Raw genomic sequence first — 17,249 nt, 5'->3', positions numbered from 1 at the left:
TAACGAAATCTTAAAAATCAAACGTTTTCGTTAAAAATAATATTTATTTATGCAAAAAAAGTATCACTATAAAATACGTTTTAATCCAGAAAAATCCTCACGATATTGACTAGGTGTGCAATTTTTAATAGCCTTAAAGCTACGATTGAAGTTCGCAATATTATTAAAGCCAGATTTAAAAGCCACTTCAGAAACACTCAAATCTTTCTCAACAAGCCAGCGGGCGGCATATCCTATACGGATATCATTAATATAATTGACAAAAGTTTTTCCGGTGCGTTTTTTAATAAAACGATTAAAAGAAATTATAGACATACTGGCAACATTTGCCACATCTTCTAAAGTAATTTTATCAGCAAAATGTTTTTGTACATACTCATAAACCAATTTCATTTTATCATAATCATCGAACTTATCGTAGTCAACCGTATAAGTAGAAAGCAATCGCTGATTTCTCGAATTGGCAAGATCATATAATAAGGAAGTAATTTCCAAAAAATAATCCATACCATCTAACTTAGAAAGACTTACTAATCTTGGAGTTAATTCTTCGGCAGCTTTTTTAGAAAATGAAATCCCATGAATAGATCGATTAAACATATCCCGAATTGGGTTCATAATACGCCTCGCCAGCAAAGATTCATGAAATAAATCATTATGAAACTGAATCGTAATTTCGTGTATTTTTTTGTTGGTACATTTATTTAATTCCCAGCCGTGATATAAATTTGGCCCAATCAAAACCAATTCAACATTATCAATTTCTTCAATATTATCACCTACAACCCTCCTTACTCCTTTTCCGTTTAAAATAAAATTGATCTCAAATTCAGGATGATAATGAACCGGAAAATCAAAACTATCTTTAACTCTGTCAAAGACTAAAAAACTATCTCCGGCAGAAAGCGGAGCGATTTCTCTATAAAAATTTTTAGCAGTACTCATCTCTTAAAACTGTTTTTAACTGACATCAGTTGGTTTTTTTCTGCAATAATATGATATATAATTGATAAAATAATATTAATTACGCTATAAACATACATTTATCTTTGAAAAATAGAATTATCAACTTTACAAAATCAGTATTAATAATAAACATTAATCATTTTTAATACTTAAACTTTTTATAGTTTTAATAATTTTATCCAGAAAACAATACCGAATTATAAATAGACAAATTCAGCTTCAGCAGTAAGTTGGCAATTTCAAACCAGAAGTTGAGAATGCACTGAAAAACAATATTTTCAAAAATGAAAAAATACATTTTTAAGCTTTTAGCCACCGCATTAATAGGAACTTCATGTTCTGCACAGTCTATTAATAGTAATACGAATTTGTCACTTTCAGATAAAAAAGCAACACCTGAAACCCTTTCATTATATAAAAAACTGAATCAGCTTACACAAAGAGGTTATCTTTTTGGACACCAAGATGACTTAGCGTACGGAGTAAACTGGAAATATGAAAACGGAAGAAGCGATATAAAAGATGTAGTGGGAGATTATCCTGCCCTTTACGGCTGGGATATTGCAGGTTTAGAAAAAGACGATGTCAATAATATAGACGGCATTCCATTTACCAAAATGAAACAATATATTATAGAGGCCAATGAAAGAGGCGGAATATCAACAATAAGCTGGCATTTTGATAATCCTGCAACTGGAAAAAATGCATGGGATAACCCCCGAAATTCCCTAAAAACCATTTTACCAGGCGAAGAAAATCATCAAAAATTCACTTCATGGTTAGATAAAGCCGCCAATTTCTTTCATTCCTTAAAAGATAAAAAAGGAAAAAACATTCCAATTCTATTTAGACCGTATCACGAACTTTCCGGAGGCTGGTTTTGGTGGGGAAAAGGAAACTGCACTCCTGAAGAATTCAAAACCGCATGGAAATTTACCTTTGAATACCTGCAGAAAAAAGGCGTACATAATTTAATTTATGTTTATAATACCGCTAGTTTCAGTTCAAAAGAAGATTTTCTGGCGAATTATCCCGGAGATAATTTTGCCGATATTTTAAGTTTCGATTCATATCAAAATAATAATGATAAAGAAGGAATAAAATTTATTGAAGAAGTTCAAAATCAGCTTAAAATTTTAAATGAAATAGGTCTTGAAAAACATAAATTAATTGCCGTTGCCGAAGCCGGCTACGAAGCCGTTCCAGACCCAAAATGGTGGACAGGAACTTTCTCAAAAGCCATTGGCGAGTATAAAATATCCTATGTTTTATTATGGCGAAATCACGGCTGGCAGGAAAAAGAACAAAAAATGCATTATTACGCACCGTTCAAAGGTCAAACGAGCGAAAAAGATTTTATTGATTATTACAATCTCGACAAAACCTTATTTGAAAAAGACTTAAAAAAAATTAAAAATTGAGAATTAAAAATTAAAAATTAAAAACCCGCGTCATCTGCGTGCTAAAGAATTCAAAAATAAAATCTGTTTTTATCCGCGTTTTTACGAAGTAAATCCGTTTTATCCGCGTCAAAAAAAACACACAGAAACATCAAAAATAATTAACCACCCAAAATAACAAAAGCCTAATGCACGACAAAATTAGTTTAAAAGAAAAAATCGGTTACGGACTTGGAGACGCTGCGTCATCAATGTTCTGGAAAATCTTTAGTATGTATCTTCTGTTTTTCTATACCGACGTTTTCGGATTGGCGCCTGCCGTTGTAGGAACCATGTTCTTGATTACCAGAATCTGGGATTCCTGCTTTGATCCAATTGTTGGAATCATTGCGGACAGAACAAAAACTAAATGGGGAAAATTCAGACCTTATCTTTTATGGGTTGCCATTCCTTTTGCCGTAATTGGAGTTTTAACTTTTTACACACCAGATTTTGACGAAAAAGGAAAAATAATTTACGCCTACGTAACCTATTCCTTAATGATGATGATTTACTCGTTAATCAACGTTCCGTACGCATCACTTTTGGGCGTAATGTCATCTGACCGAAAAGACAGAAACACATTATCATCATACAGAATGGTTTTTGCCTTTGGCGGAAGTCTTTTGGCACTTTGGTTAATTGAACCTCTTGTAAATTATTTCGGCGGAAGCTTAAATTCTAAAACAGGCTGGCTGGCAACAATTACCGTTTTTGGAGTAATTACAACAGCATTTTTCTGGGCTTGTTTTTTCTTTACAAAAGAAAGAGTAAAACCTATTGAAAACGAACAATCAAACCTAAAAGAAGATTTAAAAGATTTATTAAAAAATAAACCATGGTGGATTTTATTAGGCGCCGGAATTGGAACTTTAGTTTTCAACTCCATCAGAGACGGTGCAGCAGTTTATTATTTTAAATATTATGTAAGCAGCTCCGTAAATTTTGATTTCTCGCTTTTTGGAACAGATTTCCACATGACACCAACTTCCATTTATTTGGTTTTGGGGCAAGCGGCAAATATTATCGGCGTAATTGTCGCCACTCCTATCGCCAACAAAATTGGTAAAAAGAAAACATTTTTTGGAGCAATGGCAGTTGCCTCAATTTTAAGTTTAGCGTTCTATTTCTTCGGAAAAGAAGATGTTCTTCTAATCATGAGTTTTCAGGTTTTAATCAGTATTTGTGCAGGCTGTATTTTTCCATTAATCTGGTCGATGTATGCAGACAGTGCCGATTACTCAGAATGGAAACAAGGCCGCAGAGCAACCGGATTGGTTTTCTCAGCCTCATCAATGTCACAAAAATTTGGATGGACCATTGGCGGTGCCGGAACCGGATGGCTTTTAGGTTATTATGGCTTTCAGGCCAATGTTGAACAAACTGCCGTAACCCAAAACGGGATTCAATTAATGTTAAGTATACTCCCTGCAATCGCAGCTGCAATATCAGTCGCTTTTATATTATTCTATCCTTTATCTGAAGAAAAACTCCAGACGATAGAACAAGATTTAAACGAAAAAAGAGACCAAACAAAATAAAAACAAATCAGATACCGAATCAAAAATGACAACAATAACCTCTTCGACTACTTTTCTGGATCGAAAAGCAGCATTAGAAAAAGAACATAAAGCACTAATCGAACAAAAAAACACACCGGAACAAAATGCTGGAAACGGGATTTATGAACGTTATAAAAATCCTGTTGTTACTGCGTCTCACGTTCCGTTGAACTGGCGTTTTGATTTAAACGAAAAAACAAATCCATTTTTACAGGAACGAATTGGCGTAAATGCCGCTTTCAATGCCGGAGCAATGAAATGGAATGGAAAATATCTTCTTGCTGTTCGTGTAGAAGGAATCGATAGAAAATCATTTTTTGCTATTGCAGAAAGTCCAAACGGAGTAGATAATTTCAAATTTTGGGATAAACCCTGTGTAATTCCACAAACTGAAGAACCAGACACAAACGTCTATGACATGCGTTTAATCAACCATGAAGACGGCTGGGTTTACGGCATTTTTTGTACCGAAAGAAAAGACCCAAAAGCACCAAAAAGCGATACAAGTTCGGCTGTAGCCAATGCAGGAATCGTACGTTCAAAAGATTTAGTAAATTGGGAAAGATTGCCGGACTTAATTTCGAATACCGGACAACAGCGAAATGTTGTTTTGCATCCGGAATTCGTAAACGGAAAATATGCCTTATACACACGTCCGCAAGACGGATTTATTGATGTTGGAAGCGGCGGCGGAATTGGCTTAGGGTATGTTGACGACATGACAAATCCGGTTGTAAAACAAGAAAGAATCATCTTCGGAAAACAATACCATACCATTTACGAATTGAAAAATGGTCTTGGCCCTGCCCCAATCAAAACCGAAAAAGGATGGTTACATCTTGCACACGGCGTTCGTAATACCGCTGCAGGATTACGCTATACTTTATATATGTTCATGACAGATTTAAATGATATTTCGAAAGTGACACACGTTCCAGCCGGACATTTTATGGGCCCAGAAGGAATTGAAAGAGTCGGCGATGTTTCAAATGTTTTATTTTCAAACGGATGGATTGAAGATACTGATGGAACTGTTTATGTTTATTATGCATCATCAGATACAAGAATGCACGTTGCCGTTTCTTCTGTAGAAAAATTAGTTGATTATGTTATCAATACTCCCGCAGACACTTTTATTTCTGCAGGATCTGTTGAAACTATCATCAATCAAATTGAAAAAAATAACGCAATTTAAGTATCGTGTGTACCACTGTAAAACAGCTAAAAACGGAGCTAACAACAGAACTGGATTCTATTTTAAATTATTGGATAAAACATACGCTTGATACTCAAAACGAAGGTTTTATTGGTCAGATTGATTTTAACGATCATCTGATTGCCAATGCCGAAAAAGGTTCTGTTTTGAATTCAAGAATTCTTTGGACTTTTTCATCAAGTTATCAAGTCACCAAAAAAGAAAATCATAAAAAGATTGCCGAAAGGGCTTTTGATTTTCTTTCAAAATATTTTTATGACGCCGAATTTGGAGGTTTATTTTGGAGTATTAATGTTGATAAAACCCCAAAAGACACCAAAAATCAAATCTATGCTTTAGCATTTGCGGTTTATGGTTTAACGGAATATTATGCTATTTCTAAAGACGAAAAAGCTTTAGAAATAGCCAAAAATTTATACTTAAAAATTCAGAAACACAGTTACGATCCTGTAAACAAGGGTTATCTGGAAGCTTTTACAAGAAATTGGCGGCCAATTGAAGACTTACGTTTAAGCGATAAAGATGCCAACGAAAAAAAGACAATGAACACGCATTTGCATATTATTGAAGCCTATGCAAATTTGTATAAAGTATGGAAAGATGAAACGCTTCGAAAAAACAGCATCGAATTATTAGAAACGATCGAAAAGCATTTTATAAATACCGAAACCGGACATCTTCGTCTATTTTTTGATGAAAACTGGATCGAAAAACCGGATGTTATTTCATACGGACACGATATCGAAGCGGCGTGGCTTTTATTGCAATGTGCCGAGATTTTAGAAGAAGAAAATTTAGTTGCCAATTATAGAAAACATGCCGTTCAAATTGCCAAAGTTACCAAAGAAGGGTTAGATACTGACGGAGGTTTATGGTACGAATTTGATCCCAAAAAAAACGAATTAATTGCCGAAAAACATTGGTGGGTTCAAGCCGAAGCCTTAATTGGTTTTTACAACGCTTATCAATTAACTAGAAATGAAGATTATCTGGAAATCGTTTTAAAAAACTGGAAATTCATAAAAAAACACATTCTCGATCTTAAAAATGGCGAATGGTTTTGGGGAATTTACAAAGATTATTCTTTAATAGAAAAAGACAAAGCTGGATTTTGGAAATGCCCTTATCATAACAGCCGCGCTTGTTTAGAACTTATTACAAGGATAAAAACATAAAGTTTTCTGTTTATCAAAAAAATTATTGTACTAAAAAATATTGCTTATGAAACCACTCTTTCTTTTTAGTTTATTATTTCTAACTACAATAACAAATGCACAAGGCAACCTTGTTAAAAATCCCGGTTTTGAATATGAGTTTGTCAACTGGAACGGCAGCGACGCGGCCTATATTACTCCATATGATAAAAAATCAGGAAAAAGCTGCGCGGCAATCAATCAGTTTGTTGGTGCCGAATGGAAGGCCATTGATCAAACTATAAACATCCCAAAAAATATTTACGCTCTGGAATTTAGCATTTGGATTAAATCTGAAAGTATTGAAGAGCAAAAAGAAGCTTATAAAGCCGGTGCAGCAATTGCAGCGTTTACAAATTCAGCCAATAAAGAAATTATATCCGAAACTTTTGCTCAGGTAAAAGGAACAACTGGATGGACAAATTATAAAAAAACTGTAAAAGTTCCAGACGAAGCAAAAAAAGTCCGCATTATGCTTGCTCTGGCACAAACCAACGGCACCATTTATTTTGATGATGTAAAAGTTACCACTCTTTTAGAAGAAGAGTATTTAAAACAAAATACGCCTACAGTAAGTGAGTCTGAAAAATTAAGTTCTGCTCCAAAACTATTTCTTAATGGCAATTTTGAAGAAAATTTAGCATCGTGGAATGGTTCAGGTTCAATTACAGCTGAAGATAAAAAAGAAGGAAAATCAGCTTTAGAAATAACTTCGGATATTGCTGAATGGAAAGCTGTTGATCAAATTTCAGATCTCACTGACGGAGATAAAAGCTTACAGATTTCAGGATGGCTAAAAGCAAAAAACATTAAACAAGGAAAAGACAGCTGGAATAATGGTATGATTATTATCGAATTTAAAAATGACAAAGACAATAAAGCACAGGAAGATATGATGGCTGCAACTGTAACCGGCAATACAGACTGGACATCATTTCAAAAAACATTTACAATTCCCCAAGGGGCAATTAAATACAGAATTATGATTGCCCTAAGCAATTGTACAGGAACATTATTAGCTGATAACATCGAGATTAAAGTCTCTAAATGAAAATTTAAATGAAAAAATATTTTATAAAAACAGTACTTGCCAGCTTATCAATTTTAGCATTTGCAAGCTGTTCTTCAGATAAAGAAACAGAGGACGAAACTATAGTTATAGTAGATCCGCCAACGCAAAGCGATCCTTTAACAACGCAAAATGCTGCCACGTACATGGTTGATGCAAATCCTACTAAAGAAACCGTGGCTTTATTTTATAACTTAAAAAGACTGGCAAAAACAAAAGTGGCAATTGGTCAGCAGGATGCCTTTAACAGTTTTTATCAAGATGCCGGTGGAGATTCTGACATCAAAAAAAATACAGGTTTTGATCCCGCCATTTTAGGTTCAGATTTTATGTTTATTACTGATAAAAACAATAACAATCAAGCCGATAACTGGTTTTATCAGCAAGAAGTAAAAATTACAAACGATGTTAAAGCCGCTTACGCGAAAGGTATAATCAACACCTTCAGCTGGCATATAAGAGAACCTTTTAAAGACGAATCTTTTTATGCAGCCGATATGTCGGCACAAGAAAAAGCAACTGCTTTTAAAAGTATTTTACCAGGCGGAACCAATCACGAATGGTACAAGAAAAAATTGGACAAAGTAGCCAGCGTAGTTTTAAACTTAAAAGGCTCAAATGGAGAATTGATTCCGATAATTTTCAGACCTTTTCATGAATTCGACGGAAGCTGGTTTTGGTGGGGCGCAAATTACTGCACCGCTGACGAATATAAACAAGCCTATCAATTTACAGTTGATTATTTGAAAAACACAAAAGGCGTTCACAACATTTTATATGCGTTTTCTCCAGACAACTCCTACACAACAGAAAGCAGTTATTTAAGCCGATATCCGGGCGATAAATACGTCGATATTCTGGGAATGGACAATTATGGAGATTTCAACAATCAAGGTTCTACAGGTTCAGGCAAAGCCAATGCAAAACTGAAAATGATCTCTGACATTGCTAAAACCAAAGTAAAAATCACAGCTTTAACCGAAACGGGTTATAGAGTTACAAGTTCAATTCCGCCGGTTACAAACTGGTTTTCAACTTATTTATATGACGCTTTAACAGCAAACGATATTCAGGTTAGTTATGTAATGTTCTGGAACAATAACAACGATGGATATTATGTCCCAAATGGTTCGGTTTCAAATGCAGCAGATTTTAAAACTTTTAGCACCAAAACAAAATCGGCATTATTGAATTCCCTGCCGAAGATGTATGAAATGCCAAAATAATACAAAGCATCTCATTGCGAGGAACGAAGCAACCGCACTAACAATAAGCGGATTTGCTAATGAAATACGAGATGAGATTGCTTCGTTCCTCGCAATGACTAATAAAAAATAAACAATGAAAAACATATTTCTAAAACACCTCAGCTTTGCTTTAATTTTCTCCGCAATCGCTTGCCAGGCGCAGGAACGAATTACTGTAAAAGGAAACCAATTTTATAAAGGTGATAAACCATACGCTTACATTGGAACCAATTATTGGTATGGAAGTTTACTGGCATCTAAAAAAGTGGGCGACCGAAAAAGATTAATTAGAGAACTGGATTTATTACAAAAAAATGGAATCGATAATTTGAGAATTTTAGTTGGCGGTGATGGCGGAAAATACGATTTCACCGTTCGTCCGGCTTTGCAGTATGAGCAGGGAAAATATGATGAAGATTTACTGGACGGACTTGATTTTTTAATCAACGAAATGAGCAAACGTAAAATGTATGCCGTTTTGTATTTGACAAACAACTGGGAATGGTCTGGCGGAATGTCGCAATATTTAGAATGGAATGGAAAAGGACCAATTCCGGTTCCGGCAATCCCGCCTAATACATGGCCGCAATTTATGTCGTATACAGAACAATTCCATAGCTGCGAACCTTGTATGAAAGGTTTAGAAAATCATGCAAAATTCATTATTGGAAGAACAAATTCATATTCTAAAAAGAAATATACCGAAGATAATACCATTATGGCGTGGCAGGTTGGAAATGAACCCCGAACTTTTACGCCAGAGAACGAAGCAAAATTCACAGTTTGGCTAAATAACATTGTCAATTTAATTGACAGCCTAGACAAAAACCACTTAATTTCGACCGGTTCTGAAGGTAAAAACAGTTCAAATGACAGCATGGAAATTTTTGAACGCACGCATCAGAATCCGAATATCGATTATTTGACGATGCATATTTGGCCAAAAAACTGGAATTGGTTTAAAGCAAATAATGCCGAAAAAACGCTGCCAACAACTTTAGAAAATGCCGGAAAATATATTGACGATCACATTAAAGTGGCAAACAATTTAAAACGCCCAATTATTATTGAAGAATTTGGCTTACCAAGAGAAAACGAAAACTTAAATGCAGAATCTTCTGTTGCAAACAGGAATGTTTTCTATAATTATATTTTTGGCCGGGTTGCCGAAAGTGTTAAAAATAATGGTCCATTGCAAGCTGCAAATTTCTGGGGATTTGGCGGTGAAGGAAAAGCAATTAACAAAGATGGAAAATGGAATCCGGGCGATCCTTTAACTACAGATCCGCCACAGGAACCACAAGGTTTGAATTCTGTTTTTTCTTCGGATAAATCGACATTGAAAATTGTAAAAGATTATAATTTGAAATTCAAAAAATAAAGAAATCTTAAACCATATGAGTAATTTAAGAACATATAAAAGTCTGTCTCAATATATTGTAAAATATAAATAACATATTATTCATCCCCTATTTTCCGTAGAGACGCACGGCAGTGCGTCTTATGCGCAAAGAATATACGCAACGTAAACTGGACGTAGACGCACTGCTGTGCGTCTCTACAATATGCTTTGTGTGAAATGCGTTTTATGAAATATTTTTTACGTCAATATTTTCTCAATCGCATTCAATTCATCATTCGAAAACTCCATATTCTGCAAACAATCAATATTATTACACAATTGTTTTACCGAACTCGCACCAATTAAAACTGAGGTAATTCGTTTGTCTTTTTGTAGCCAAGCCAATGCCAATTGTGCTAAAGACTGATTTCTATTTTGAGCAATTTCATTTAACTGAATTAATTTCTGAATACGTTCCTGCGTAACTTCATTTTCTTTCAAATGTCCGTTTGGATTATGCGCTCTTGAATTTTCAGGAATTCCGTTTAAATATTTATCTGTTAAAAGTCCTTGTGCCAAAGGCGAAAAAGCAATACACCCTACTCCTTTTTCCTCCAGAACATCTAACAATCCATTTTCAACCCAGCGCTCTAACATTGAATATTTAGCCTGATGAATCAAACACGGTGTTCCTAATTGTTTTAAAACATCAACCGCAACGCGAGTCTGCTCTGCCGAATAATTACTGATTCCAACATATAGTGCTTTTCCGCTTCTAACAGCGTGATCCAGCGCCATCATGGTTTCTTCAATCGGTGTTTCAGGATCTGGTCGGTGCGAATAAAAAATATCAACATAATCAACGTTCATTCTTTTCAAACTCTGATCTAAACTTGATAATAGATATTTTCTGGAACCCCAATCTCCATAAGGGCCATTCCACATCGTATAACCGGCTTTTGTAGAAATCACGATTTCATCACGCAGATTTCCCTGAAAATTATGCCATAATATTTTACCGAAATTTTCCTCGGCAGAACCCGGAACCGGCCCATAATTATTTGCCAAATCAAAATGGGTAATTCCTTTATCAAAAGCTTCTACGGCAATACATTCCGCATTTTCAAAATTATCTACTGAACCGAAATTATGCCATAATCCTAAGGAAATCTCAGGCAGTAATAACCCGCTTCTTCCGCATCTGTTATATTTCATTGTTTTAGTTTAAGGGTTGGAGTTTTAATAGAATTTAAAGTTAGGAAAATATCAAAAACTATTAATCTCTAAAGTTGTGTTTTTTTAATCTCGCAAAGACGCAGAGTCGCAAAGTTTTTTTTAAAAAAATTTAAAATCAATAGCGTCCAGCTTTAGCTGGATGGAATTATAAACGCAAACAAAAAGGCTTTAGCCAAACTTTGTAAGTTTGGCTAAAGCCCTTTCTAACTTCCAATCTTATTCCCCCAGCTAAAGCTGGGGGGCTATTCAAAAAACTTTACGACTCTGCGCCTTTGCGAGATTAAAACTTTTAGTCTTTAATTTCAAAACCATCTTGCAAACCTTTATCAGAACTTCCTCCTACCATAATTTTAAAAGTTCCCGGCTCAACTAAATAATTTCCTTCATTATCATAAAAACCAAGTTCCTTATCTGTTAAAGTAAAAGTTACGTTTTTAGTTTCTCCCTTTTTTAAACTTACCAATTCAAAACCTTTTAATTCTTTTATTGGGCGAACGATACTTGCGTATTCATCATGAATATATAACTGAACTACTTCTTTGCCATCATAATTTCCAGTGTTTGTAACCTCAACACTAACTTCAACTTTTTCTCCTTTTGCAAAAGCAGATTTATTTAATTTCAGGTTTTTATAATCGAAAGTCGTATAACTCAATCCAAAACCAAACGGAAATTGAGGCGTTTTCTCTACATCCATATAATGTGACCAGAAAACATTTTTATCACTGTCTGTTGGTCTTCCTGTGCTGTATTTGTTATAATAAATTGGCACTTGCCCAACATTTCTAGGAAACGACATTGGCAGTTTTCCACTCGGATTATAATCTCCATATAAAACCTGGGCAACAGCATTTCCCGTTTGAGTTCCCAATTGCCAAGCCTCAACAATTGCCGGAACATTTTCTGCAGCCCAAGGAATACTCAACGGACGTCCGTTATTTAAGACCAAAACCACATTAGGGTTTACTTTATAAATTTCTTCTAATAATTCTTGTTGCAATCCTGGCAGATTCAAATCAGTTCTGCTTCTTCCCTCTCCACTCTGGAAGCCGTATTCTCCCAAAACTATAACGACAACATCGGCATTTTTTGCAGCTGTTTTTGCAGCTTCAAATCCGCTTTTGTCTGTGGTGTTGAAAACGGTTTCTGTTAAGAAAGTTGCTTTTTGTTTTAACAAATCGGCTCCTTTTTCAAAAACCAATTGATTGTCTTTGTATTGCTGCATTCCTTCTAAAACCGAAACCGCTGTATTATCATCAGCCGCAATTCTCCAGCTTCCAAGCGGACTGTTTTTATCATTTGCTAAAGCACCAATCAAAGCAATTTTCTGTCCTGATTTTTTTAGCGGCAATAAATTCTTTTCGTTCTTCAATAAAACGATAGATTTTTTTGCCATATCCAAAACACCTTCATTATTAGCTTTACTTCCAACAACCGCTTTCTCGCGTTTTTCATCGCAATATCTGTACGGATCATCAAATAATCCCAATTCAAATTTCACACGAAGAATTCTACGAACAGCATCATCAACCAAAGTTTCTTTTACTTTTCCTGATTTTACTAAATCGACCAATTTTGCAACATATAAATACGATTCCATATCCATATCAGAACCTGCAATTACCGCTTTTGCAGTTGCATCGGCTTCGTCTTTTGCATATCCGTGCGCGATCATTTCTCGAATCGAAGCGTAATCAGAAATTACAAATCCGTCAAACTTCCATTTTCCTTTTAAAATATCTCTTTGTAAAAAGACATTTCCAGTCGCAGGAACACCATTCAACGTATTAAACGAATTCATAAACGTACGAACTCCAGCCTGAACCGTCGCTTCAAAAGGAGGTAAAACGGAATTGTATAATTTAGAATTACTGATATCAACAATATTATATTCCAGTCCGGCTTCAACGTAACCGTAAGCGGCAAAGTGTTTCGCACAAGCGGCAATAGTATTTACTTTGGCTAAATCGGCTATTGTTTCACCTTGAAAACCTTTTACTCTTGCATAACCTACTTTACTTCCCAAATAAGGATCTTCTCCCGAACCTTCCATCACACGTCCCCAGCGTGCATCATTTGCTACATCGACATTTGGTCCAAAAGTCCAGTTAATTCCAGATGCCGAAGCTTCATCTGCCGCAATTGCCGCCGATTTTTTAATCGCTTCCAAATCCCAGCTAGCTGCTTCTGCCAACGGAATCGGACTTAACGTTTTATAACCATGTATTACGTCAAATCCAATAATTAACGGAATTCCCAAACGGGTTTCTTCAACTGCAATTTTCTGCACTGCACGAACTTCTTTTACACCGCGCACCGTCAACATCGAACCGACTAATCCTTTTCTTAAATGTTCATATTTTAATTCAGCCGTTCCGCCTTTTGGAGCTGGTCCTGTAACATCCCAAAAACCATTGTATTGGTTCATCTGTCCAACTTTCTCCTCCAATGTCATCAAAGGCAAAAGCAAATCAATTCTTTGCTCAATAGTTTTGTTTTTATCCAAATACGGCTTTTTTTGTGCATTCATATTTCCAACAGTAAACAGGGACAAAACCCCAATAATTATTATTTTTTTATTTTTCATGGTTAGTTAGTTTTTTTTGAGGTGCTAAGATGCTAAGATTCTGAGGTACTAAGTTTTTTTTCAAAGCTTTGCGGGGCTTCGACTTCGCTCAGCCTGACAAAAGCAAACAAGAAATCTGCGCTAATCCTTTAAATCAGTAAAATCAGTGGGCAAAAAAATCTAAAATCTAAAATCCCTTCACTCCGTGATAAAACAAGAAGCCGGCAGATTTGCTTTATTAAATAAATCCGACTGCGTAGTGTTTCCCCAGGCAAATCTCACTTTTGCTGGGTTTGTTACTTTTTTACTTGTCAAAATCACTTGATTATTTTTTATTGAAGCTTCTGCAGGAAAGAAATTCCCTTCGGCTCCAGCCACTTCAAATTGATTCGAAATTTTATCCTTAAAATACAATCCCTCAGCATAATCAAAAGAAACTGACACTTTGTTTTTGTCTATTTTGATTTCCTTGAAAAGCGGGCCATTTACCAAATTTGAATTCACTTTATAGGTTTCGGCTAAAACCAAATTTGCCAAACGAATTCCAACTGATTTTTTATTCTTTGGATGAATGTCAATCGTATCTGAAATATCCGAAGTCAAAACCATTCCTGTTTTTGGAACTTCTTTTAAAATTTTTCTTTGAGAATTTCTAACCGTTACGTTTGAAAAATTATTTGTTCCTGTTTTATACGGCGCAATTTGAACGAAATAAAAAGGAAATTCGTCATTCCAGTTTTTTCTCCACGAAGTAATCAAAGCCGAAAGTGTTTTATCATAAACTAAAGAACCAACATTCGATTCGCCTTGATACCATAAAGTTCCAGCAATTTTAAATCCAACAATTGGAGCAATCATTGCATTATAGGCACGTCCGGGTTGGTGTGGGCCGTATTCTTGTTCATATAGTTTTTTGGCATTTTCTAATAAAACCGTATCGTTTTGAACGACTTCTTCCGGCATCCAGATTTCAGCAGGAGTTCCGCCCCAGTTGGATGAAATTAATCCTATGGGAACATTTTTTAAATCTTCGCGTAAGCGTTTAGCAAAAAAATAACCAACGGCGCTGAAATATTTCATAGTTTCTGGAGTCGATTCAACCCAATTTCCTAATACATTATTCTGCGGACTTGTTGCGGTTGATTTTGAAACGGTAAAAAATCGAATATTAGGATTCGTGGCATTTTTCACTTCTTCGTCGCCGTTATCAATTCCCCAGCTTGCAGACATTTCCATGTTTGATTGCCCGGAACAAATCCAGACTTCGCCAATTAAAATATTTTTTAAAATAACTTCATTATAGCCTTTTATAGAAATCGTGTAAGGCCCTCCGGCTTCTGGAGTTTTAATTACAAGTTCCCATTTTGCCTGATTACTTGTAACCGCTTTATATTCCTGATTGTTCCAGCTCGAAACTAATTTTATTTCTTCTTTCGGATTTGCCCAGCCCCAGATTTTTACTTCAGAATTGCGCTGTAAAACCATATTGTCTCCAAAAATATTCGGAAGCGTAACATTTGCTGTTATGATATTTGAAATCATAAAAAAGAAAAGAAGTTTAAGTATATTATTTTTCATTTAACAGCTTTTTTAAAAATGGTGCATATTCCTCTGCCAAAACTTTATGATCTGCCACATCAGGATGTCCTGTGCAGCCTTTTGGCGTCATTGGTTTGAATTTGAAAATCTGAATTGGCTTATGTGTTTTGTCTTCTGCGAAAGCGTTTTTCACTTTATTTAAACAGTTTTCAAAAACAACGGCTCTTTCTCCACCAACCATTGGGCTGTTTGTAATTACAATCTGTACATTTGGATTGTGTTCGTAAAGCATCTTTATAAAGTTGATGTAATTCGAAACATACTTTTCGGGATTAAAAGGCAGACGCTCTTTTTTTCCGTCTCCGCCAGAAAAATCATTTGTTCCTAAAGCAATACTGATAATATTTGGCTGAAAAGCAAAATCATATTTAGGTTTTGATACGTCTTTTGTTAAATAAAGATTCTGATAAATATCTGGCATTATGGCTTCATCTTTGTTTTCGTCGTTCCAGTTTCTGTAAATTCCAATTCCCGAAACACAGCTCATTAAATAATCTACACCAATTGTTCTCGAAAGCGTTGGTCCATAAGCATAATAACCGTTATGATGATCCATATATTCGCCTTTATCACACGGAATATCTGATGGATCACTGGCTGCACCGCAAGTAATGGAATCGCCTATAAATTCGATTTTCTTTTTCTTTTTAGATGAAATTGAAGTCAGTTTTGCCGTTGTTCCAGCAAACAAAATATTGCCGCTTTGTGCTTCGGTATTTTTATAGATTTCTAAATGATGCTCTTTTTTATTGGTAGTAACTTTTATTGGAAATGATTGAACGACTCCTTTTTCGATTCTGATTTTTCCAATGTATTTTCCATCTAAAACCAGCTGAACATAATTATGATGTTCATAAGAATCTACACTTTGAAGTGAAATTGAACATTCATTTCCAGTAAAATTAAAGGATACTGAAGAAGCTGTTCCGATCAAAATAACCTGATCGTTTTGAAGTTTATCCACTCTTCCGGTATAAAGAAAAGTATTTTGGTTTTGTGATGTCGAAACAACTGAAATCAGCAAAAACAGAATTAAAAGTGCATTTTTTTTTAGAAACATAATTTATTTGTTAAAATATAAATACGATTCACAAATATATTTGAAATGTATTAGACAAAAAGATACTAAAACATCAAAAAGCAATAAAAAAACACCACATAAACACATCATTTAAATACTAATTCTTACAATCAATAATCAGGTATCCTTTTGATTTATAAAATAACAGCTTACTTTTATCGTTTAAATATTTTCTTACTTAAATAAAATGAAAGCCTACTTTTTTATCATCTTAATTTCAGTTATTGGTTTTTCTTCTTTTACACCTAAAGAGAAAAACAAAAATCTGACTCAAAAAGAACAATCGACAATTGATCGGGATTCTGTAATTGTTTTTGCCAAAAAATATTTAGGAACGCCTTATTTATATGCAAGCAGTAATCCGCAAAAAGGCTTTGACTGTTCTGGTTTTGTGAATTATGTTTTTGGCAATTTTGGCATGACTTTGCCGAGAAGTTCAAGTAGTTATAAAAATTTAGGGACGGCTCTAAAACCTGAAGATTTTAAGGTTGGAGATATTTTGGTTTTTTATGGTTATAAAGACAAAACCGTAATTGGTCATCTTGGCATAATTTGCAAAGCTGACGGAATGCATTCTAAGTTTATTCATGCCTCTTCTGGAAAAGCGCAGCAGGTTACTATTACAGCTCTTGATACAGAACATTATACGAACCGTTTTTATAAATGCATTGATGTTATTTCTAAATAAAAAAGCTCCAGATATGTAATGTCTCTGGAGCTTTCACTTTATAAC

13 protein-coding genes are annotated in these 17,249 nt (G+C 34.9%); 8 read left to right on the top strand and 5 right to left on the bottom strand.

What is annotated here, in order from left to right; genetic code table 11:
• Positions 1-66 precede the first annotated feature (66 nt).
• Entirely contained in the window at positions 67-945 is an 879-nt protein-coding gene (locus tag BUE10_RS09265) for a helix-turn-helix domain-containing protein (protein ID WP_073484480.1), read from the bottom strand.
• Positions 946-1,250: 305 nt separating this feature from the next.
• On the opposite strand from BUE10_RS09265, the gene BUE10_RS09260 reads away from it, so the two are divergent.
• From BUE10_RS09260 to BUE10_RS09230, 7 genes are all read left to right on the top strand, one after another.
• Positions 1,251-2,387: a glycoside hydrolase family 26 protein gene (locus BUE10_RS09260; protein ID WP_073484478.1), complete on the top strand. Its 1,137-nt coding sequence runs from the start codon at positions 1,251-1,253 to the stop codon at positions 2,385-2,387.
• A 167-nt stretch (positions 2,388-2,554) separates the two neighbouring features.
• Positions 2,555-3,946, top strand: a complete 1,392-nt coding sequence (locus tag BUE10_RS09255; RefSeq protein ID WP_073484476.1) for an MFS transporter — start codon at positions 2,555-2,557, stop codon at positions 3,944-3,946.
• 25 nt (positions 3,947-3,971) lie between these two features.
• Positions 3,972-5,162, top strand: a complete 1,191-nt coding sequence (locus BUE10_RS09250; RefSeq protein ID WP_073484474.1) for a glycoside hydrolase family 130 protein — start codon at positions 3,972-3,974, stop codon at positions 5,160-5,162.
• A gap of 5 nt (positions 5,163-5,167) precedes the next feature.
• A complete protein-coding gene (locus BUE10_RS09245) occupies positions 5,168-6,358 on the top strand; it encodes an AGE family epimerase/isomerase (protein ID WP_073484472.1) in 1,191 nt (396 codons plus the stop codon).
• Positions 6,359-6,404: 46 nt separating this feature from the next.
• The gene (locus tag BUE10_RS09240; protein ID WP_073484470.1) at positions 6,405-7,427 is read left to right on the top strand and encodes a carbohydrate binding domain-containing protein; all 1,023 of its coding nucleotides are present in this window, start codon (positions 6,405-6,407) and stop codon (positions 7,425-7,427) included.
• An 8-nt stretch (positions 7,428-7,435) separates the two neighbouring features.
• A complete protein-coding gene (locus BUE10_RS09235; protein ID WP_073484468.1) occupies positions 7,436-8,671 on the top strand; it encodes a glycoside hydrolase family 26 protein in 1,236 nt (411 codons plus the stop codon).
• 115 nt (positions 8,672-8,786) lie between these two features.
• On the top strand, positions 8,787-10,073 hold the full coding sequence (locus tag BUE10_RS09230) for a glycoside hydrolase 5 family protein (RefSeq protein WP_073484466.1): 1,287 nt from the start codon (positions 8,787-8,789) through the stop codon (positions 10,071-10,073).
• A 219-nt stretch (positions 10,074-10,292) separates the two neighbouring features.
• Here the strand turns inward: BUE10_RS09230 and mgrA are convergent, their stop codons facing one another.
• The 4 genes from mgrA to BUE10_RS09210 all read right to left on the bottom strand — a co-directional run bounded on the left by mgrA (position 10,293) and on the right by BUE10_RS09210 (position 16,495).
• A complete protein-coding gene (gene mgrA / locus BUE10_RS09225) occupies positions 10,293-11,249 on the bottom strand; it encodes an L-glyceraldehyde 3-phosphate reductase (protein ID WP_073484464.1) in 957 nt (318 codons plus the stop codon).
• 310 nt (positions 11,250-11,559) lie between these two features.
• Positions 11,560-13,857 (bottom strand): beta-glucosidase BglX, encoded by a 2,298-nt coding sequence (bglX, locus tag BUE10_RS09220; protein ID WP_073484462.1) that lies wholly within the window; start codon positions 13,855-13,857, stop codon positions 11,560-11,562.
• A 177-nt stretch (positions 13,858-14,034) separates the two neighbouring features.
• Complete coding sequence (locus tag BUE10_RS09215; RefSeq protein WP_073484460.1) at positions 14,035-15,414, bottom strand: sialate O-acetylesterase; 1,380 nt, start codon at positions 15,412-15,414, stop codon at positions 14,035-14,037.
• The gene (locus BUE10_RS09210) at positions 15,404-16,495 is read right to left on the bottom strand and encodes an SGNH/GDSL hydrolase family protein (RefSeq protein ID WP_073484458.1); all 1,092 of its coding nucleotides are present in this window, start codon (positions 16,493-16,495) and stop codon (positions 15,404-15,406) included. Before BUE10_RS09210 ends, BUE10_RS09215 begins: the two co-directional genes overlap by 11 nt.
• Positions 16,496-16,703: 208 nt before the next feature.
• Here BUE10_RS09210 and BUE10_RS09205 point away from each other — a divergent pair, with 208 nt between their 5' ends.
• A complete protein-coding gene (locus BUE10_RS09205) occupies positions 16,704-17,204 on the top strand; it encodes a C40 family peptidase (protein ID WP_073484455.1) in 501 nt (166 codons plus the stop codon).
• The last annotated feature ends 45 nt before the right edge of the window (positions 17,205-17,249 follow it).

Source organism: Flavobacterium sp. CF108 (assembly GCF_900129795.1).
Taxonomy (GTDB): domain Bacteria; phylum Bacteroidota; class Bacteroidia; order Flavobacteriales; family Flavobacteriaceae; genus Flavobacterium.
This window is presented reverse-complemented; position numbering and strand designations above follow the sequence as displayed.